Origin of the sequence: Microcoleus sp. AR_TQ3_B6 (assembly GCF_036702785.1) — a bacterium.
GTDB lineage: Bacteria > Cyanobacteriota > Cyanobacteriia > Cyanobacteriales > Microcoleaceae > Microcoleus.
Genome location: NZ_JAUBVJ010000190.1, coordinates 1 through 4161, shown reverse-complemented (window position 1 = coordinate 4161; position 4161 = coordinate 1). Strand labels below are relative to the sequence as shown.

The window sequence follows — 4161 nt, the reverse complement described above, 5'->3', positions numbered from 1 at the left end:
CGGCGCCGCCGTTGCCGATTAAGGTTTCGTTGCTGCTGCTGCCGACAATGGTATCGGCGAAAGTTGTGCCGGTGATGGCTTCAATGTTTTTGATGTTGCCGGGGGCGAGGTTGATATTGACTGGTGATGTAGAAGTGCCGTAGGAAAGGGTATCTATTCCTGCACCGCCATCGATGCTGTCATTGCCGGGACTGCCGACTATGCTGTCGTTGCCGTCGCCGCCAACAATGCTGTCGTTGCCTTCTCCGCCGTCTAGGGTGTCGTTGCCGGCACCGCCATCGAGGGTATCGTCGCCAGCCTGACCACAGAGAGAGTCGTTGCCGGCACCGCCATCGAGGGTATCGTTGCCGGCACCGCCACAGAGAGTGTCGTTGCCGTCGCCACCTTGCAGGATGTCGTTGCCGTCGCCGCCAACTAAGGAATCGTCGCCCAAACCGCCAACGAGAGAATCGTCGCCTGCGTCGCCGCTGAGGGTGTCTTTGCCGGCACCGCCATCGAGGATGTCGTTACCGTCACCGCCAACCAGGGAATCGTCGCCGCCGAGTCCGAGGATGGTGTCATTTCCTTCCGCGCCGTCGATCGTGTCGTTGCCCTCGCCACCTTCCAAGAATTCATCAAAATTGTAACCGTCTATAATTTCGCCGAGTTCCTCATCCTGTTCGCTGCTGATAATGCCTTTGCCCTGTTCCCTGCCGATCTGCACGTTACTGGGGCTGACGCTGACGATTCTCAAGAACAAGGCTTTATCAGGCTCCGCCACTTTGTCGTCAATTAACTCAACATTGACTTTTTCGACTGTTATGCCGGGGTCAAATGTCACGGTTTCGCTGACGGGAACGTAGTCTACCCCTGCTTTAGCCGTACCGTCTACCGTTTGCACCTGCACGGTAATCGGGAAGGGACTCGGCTCGTCCAAATAGACTAACATCGTCAGTCCGGGCGGTTCGCCAATATCTTCGTCATTGTCTATCTCTAGCGGATCTGGATCGAATTCTTCTTCTTCCTCAATATTCTCCGGTGCTTCGCCATCGCTAACACTTACTCTGGGAACCCCAGCAGGAGTCGGCGTTGGAGTTGGAGTTGGAGTCGGAGTTGGAGTCGGAGTTGGAGTTGGAGTTGGAGTTGGAGTCGGAGTTGGAGTCGGAGTTGGAGTCGGAGTTGGAGTCGGAGTTGGAGTCGGAGTTGGAGTTGGAGTCGGAGTTGGAGTCGGCGTCGGAGTCGGAGTTGGTGTTGGAGTCGGAGTTGGAGTCGGAGTTGGAGTTGGTGTTGAGTCGAAGCTTGCCCTGACAGCAGTAGCAAGCCATGCTCCCCGTCCGAAGGTTCCTGCCGCCAGTACGTCGTCGCGAGGGTCGTAATTTAAATCCTTGACAAAAACCTTTTCGGGCAGTCCCTCAGCAGAGTCGGGGGACTTCACAGCGCCAAATCTTTGCCACGTCGCGCCTGTAGGAGCACTGCCGGGATTGGTGATGTAGTAAACTCCCCCTAAACCGCCCACTAAGAGTCCGTCACTGCCGCCGCTGTTTCCAGCAACGTACTCGATCGTCCAAAATTGATCCTGGGTTAGCTTCCCAGTCAAGTCGCCTGTAATGTTGCTCCAACTCTTTCCGCCATCAGCAGTGCGCCAGACACTGTTGGTATCGAGCACGTAGGCTTTTTCCCAATCATTGGGATCGAGGACAATATCGCGAATCTCGCGATTGCTTGGATTCTTCTGTCGATAGGCTGTCAATTCGTTTAAGTTTTTGTCTCCTGGTTGGCGCAGGTAAAGTTCACCTTGGGTTGTGCCGACATAGAGGACATTGGGTTGTGGGTTGTTGCCCTTTTTGCCTCCAAGGGCGATCGCCCCCAATCCTACTGGCGCATTCAGAGTCGTTGTTGTTGTGCCGAACGCTACAGGCACCTTAGTCAGCGTCTCACCTCCATCCTTTGATTCGTACACGTTTTCCTTGCCACCGATGACAAACCAAAAGCCTTCTCCTGCCAGTCCTTCCTTTGCTTCATCCAATCCGTCTTGCGCCTTGTTCAATTCTAAAGGCGTGATGAACTGCGCTTCCTCAGCAATATTGAAACCCTCGAGCTTTGGCCGCTCCTCACCTGATTGCGGTTCCCAATTATTTGTTTTCTTAAATACCTGGTAATTAAAACCCCCCAGACTTTGGGAACTGCTGTAGCGAATCGAGAAGTTAGAATTGCTGTCGTAGACTCGGATTCTACCGCCGTCTCCTGTATCGACTTCCTCCCAAGACTTGTTTGTTTTTGTCAAGACTTCAGCCTGACTTTCGGAAGTGCCGTTGTCTTGAGCTCCTCCCAGAATGACTTCCCGATTGGCATCGTAATCAATGGAGTGAATTTCGCTGATTTGCAGGCCGGCGTTAAGGGACGTCCACTTTCTAGTAGGATCCGTTGGCTCCTTTTTTGGATTGTTGAGCTTGTATACGCCGCCATCGTTGCCAATGACCAAGTTTCCGGCTGCATCAACAGTGATGCGGCGAGTGTCAGCGTGGGGTGCTGTGTCGTTGGCATTTTTATCAGTAATTTGGTTCCAAGATACTGTTGTACCGCCAGTGAATGTTCCCTGGAAGATTCGAGCCGTCCATGACATTGCCCCGATCGAGTTGGAAGTTTCGGTGGGGAAGCCTTCTTCCCTGTCCTTGTCAAGAGATGTTCCAGGCTGCCTGTCCCCGGCTGCGTAAATGATGTTGGGGTTTTTCGGGTCAACTGCCAGGCCAAAATGATACTCTCCCTGCCCTCCCGGATGCAGTCCGAAAAGGAAGGTTTCAGTGTCGAGAATGTCTTCCCCCTGTGCATCTTTTACTACATTCCCTTCAGCGTCTGTGCGGGGGACTTTGAGTGTTTCGGTAGATGTGGGAAGTGTTACGGAGGTCCAATTTGTACCGTTATTATCTGACCGGAAAAGTATATCTAGTTGAGCGTCGTTTTTCTTCTCGTTATTTACCAGAGGTTTGTTATTGACGACGCCGAAATAAACGGCGCTATTTCCCGGTTCAGTACCGGAAATCGCCAGCTCAATGTTTTCGGTTGCAGTCCCAATCTGACTGTTGGTAGGGGTAATTTCCTCCCAGTTTGCGCCACCGTTATTGCTGAGGAAGATGCCCCCTCCTGAACCTGTCGCTGCTGCATAAAAGCGCTGCGGGTTGCGGGGGTCGATTTCTAAGTCCTTGAAATTTAGACTGTTGAAGTTAATATTGTCTGGGCTTGTTACTGCCTGAAAATTGCTTCCGCCGTCCTCGCTGCGGAAGATGCCGCCGTTATTTGCAGCCGCGAGTATGGTAGTGCCATTAATAGCGACGCCTCTGATATCTTTGCCAGACAGGCTCACGGCACCTTCTTTTGTTCCGGCTGTTTGACCGATCGGCTTCCAGGTTTCTCCGCCGTTTTCCGAAAGCAGCAAGCCGGTTAATTCACCGCTCAACCTGTTTAAGGAACTGATTTTGCCGATGCCAGCAACCAACTTCTGATGGTTGTTGGGGTCGATCGCCAGCGAGCTAATGGATTTGGAGGGGGCGGTGTCGCTGACGGGAGTCCAAGTGGGTTCTGCGTCTGTGGCATTCCTGGTTTTCCAAATGCCGCCGTTGACGGAACCCGCCCAGAGGATGTTGGCATTGGTGGGATCGCTCAGGACGACTTGAATCGCCCCTACTTGGGGTTTGCTTGTGATGCGGACGTTGCCACCGCCGATGATGGGGCTCGGACCTTGTGGTTCCCAGTTGGGTGTTGCCATATTAATTTTCCCTGTTTGAACGTGCGTGGAAAGTTGGTTAATGACTCGGAAAGTCGATTCCCCGGTGCTAACCGCCGGGAGTCGCCCCTCTAGGGTTTTTCGCTGGGATGTTGTCGATTTTCCGCATCCCCCTAAAGACAGATTTACTAACTATAGCTGAGAGCGACTACATATTTTTACCCTCCTTATTAAGAAATATGTAGTCGCGCTCGATCGCATATTCCGTTAAAATTGTCAAGTCTCCAAAAAAGTAGATTGTGGGCGATCGCCCTTCTAAAAGTTAAATGAATCTAAATTGTTTGGGTCGCACGAACAAAAGGAAATCAAAATTAGAGCGATCGTAAAAATAGTAAATTCGCAATTGAAATTCGTGACCTTTTACCAAACCAAGCAATTTTTTGCTAAAGTCCGATCGAGCA

The 4161-nt window shown here is 52.1% G+C and carries 1 protein-coding gene; it reads right to left on the bottom strand.

Annotation, left to right across the window (positions count from 1 at the left end):
- On the bottom strand, positions 1-3742 hold a 3742-nt coding region (locus tag QUB56_RS36385), incomplete at its 3' end, for a Calx-beta domain-containing protein (protein WP_332961216.1).
- Positions 3743-4161: the final 419 nt, after the last annotated feature.